2 protein-coding genes are annotated in these 2,200 nt (G+C 75.4%); both read right to left on the reverse strand.

Features of this window, described 5'->3' with window-relative positions:
- Positions 1–44: 44 nt before the first annotated feature.
- Complete coding sequence (locus tag ACFV6I_RS39255) at positions 45–1,472, reverse strand: DNA polymerase IV (RefSeq protein ID WP_380340916.1); 1,428 nt, start codon at positions 1,470–1,472, stop codon at positions 45–47.
- A gap of 64 nt (positions 1,473–1,536) precedes the next feature.
- Positions 1,537–2,073: a vancomycin high temperature exclusion protein gene (locus ACFV6I_RS39260; RefSeq protein WP_380431051.1), complete on the reverse strand. Its 537-nt coding sequence runs from the start codon at positions 2,071–2,073 to the stop codon at positions 1,537–1,539.
- Positions 2,074–2,200: the final 127 nt, after the last annotated feature.

The raw sequence follows: 2,200 nt of genomic DNA on the forward strand, positions 1-2,200 counted from the left end.
GCCCCAACCGGTACTCCCCCCACCGGTTGGGGCCGCTTCGCGTTTCACACCCCCGGCGCCCCCGTCTCCCCCGGCGCCCCCGTCCCCCCGGGTGCCCCCGTCTCCTCCGGCCCCTCGGCCCCCCACAGCGGCAGCGGACGGGCCGGTTCCAGCGCCGGATCGTCCACCGCGAAGGTCCGGATGCGCCCCGGCCCGCTCCACGGCGTCTCGAACCGCACGGTGACCCGCCCGACACCGCTGCCCTGCACCCACCCGGGCCCCAGCTCGGCATGGCGGACGTCCTGCCCGGGCATCCAGCGGCGCGGCGCGGCCGCCTCCGGCTCCTCCTCCGCCGCCTCGACCTCCGCCTCCGCGTGCTCGGCCGCCTCCTCCCGCAGGGCCTGCGCGAACAAGTCCTCCTGGGTGTAGTCGGCCAGCTGGGCGACCCCCACCCCGAGCAGCCGCACCCCGCCGGTGATGTCCACCTGGGAGGCCAGCCGGCGCGCCGTCTCGATGACCACCGCCTCGTCGTCGGTGGGCCCGCGCAGCGTCTCCGAACGGGTCAGCGTCGAGAAGTCGAACCGCCGGACCTTGAGCACCACCGTCCGCCCCGACCGCCCGGCCGCGCGCAGCCGCCGCACGCACCGGGCGGCCAGCACCTCCACCTCGCGCAGCACCCGGTCCCGGTCGGCGAGGTCCACCTCGAAGGTGTCCTCCACCGAGACCGACTTGGCGTCCTGATCGGCCACCACCGGCCGGTCGTCCAGCCCTATCGACATCTGGTGCACACCGGCGCCGTGCGCCCGCCCGAGCAGCTGCACCAGCTCGCCCTCCCCCGCCTCGGCGAGGTCCGCCACGGTGTTCAGTCCGGCCCGCCGCAGCACCTGCTCGGTGGCCGGCCCGATCCCGGGCAGCGCCCGGACCGGCATCGGGCCGAGCACGGCCCGCTCCTGCCCGGGTTCGATCAGCACCAGCCCGTCCGGTTTGGCCTGCTCGGAGGCGATCTTCGCCATCAGCTTGGAGCCGGCGGCCCCGACCGACCCGGTCAGCCCGGTGCGCCGCTGGATGTCCGCCCGCAGGTCCTCCGCCAGGGCGAGCACCAGCCGCTCCCCGGTCTCGTGGTCGGACTCGGCCAGCACCGGACCGTAGGGGCCGGCCTCCAGGTCGACGAAGGCCTCGTCCAGGCTGAGCGGCTGCACCAGCGGCGACAGCTCGCGCAGCAGACCCATCACGAGCTCGCTGACCTGCCGGTAGGCCTCGAACCGGCCGCTCAGAAAGGCCGCGTTGGGGCAGAGCCGGCGCGCCTGCGCCATCGGCATCGCCGAGTGCACCCCGAACCTCCGCGCCTCGTACGAGGCGGTGGAGACCACCCCGCGCCCGCCGAGCCCGCCGACGACCACGGGTTTGCCGCGCAGGCTCGGCTTGGCCGCCTGCTCCACCGCCGCGAAGAAGGCGTCCATGTCGAGGTGGATGATGCTCGGCAGTGATCGCACCCGCCGATCATCCCGCAGGGGTCCGACAATGCGTACGAACCCGCGCAGGGCCCAGGTCCTGTCCCTAGCCCTGCGCCGCGTCCGCCAGAGCCTTCGGGATGCCGTCCTCCCGGGGGCCGAGGAACAGCGGGTCCGGCCGCAGCCAGGCGTTGACCGCCGCCTTGCCCGCCCCGGGGATCTCCCGCAGCCCGCCGTACAGCCAGGTGCCGTCGTGCGGTTCCGGCACCCCGACCGCGTACGCGTCGATGCCCGCCGCCTCGCACAGGGCCAGCGCCCGGCGGACGTGGAAGTCCTGGCTGACCAGCACCGCCCGTTCCACCCCGAAGACCCGCCGGGCCCGGGTGCAGGAGTTCCAGGTGTCGAAGCCCGCGTAGTCGCCCACCACCCGGACCGCCGGCACCCCGTGCTCGATCAGGTACGTCCGCATCGCGTCCGGCTCGTCGTAGCTGTCCCGGCCGTTGTCGCCGGTCACCAGGATCGCCTGCACCTTCCCCGCCCGGTACAGGTCCAGCGCCGCGCTCAGCCGGTGCTCCAGGTACGGCGACGGCTTGCCCTGGTCCAGCCCGGCACCGAAGACCACCGCGACCGGCGCGGACGGCACGCTGGCCACCGTGCCGACCCGGTCCCCGGCCGAGCACCACAGCCACGCGCTCGGCGCCAGCGCCAACGAGCAGAGCACCGTCGCCGCTTGGAAGGCCCTGCGCTGCACGGGCCGCCGCCGGCCCCGG

Source organism: Kitasatospora sp. NPDC059803, from assembly GCF_042732255.1.
Lineage (GTDB): Bacteria > Actinomycetota > Actinomycetes > Streptomycetales > Streptomycetaceae > Kitasatospora.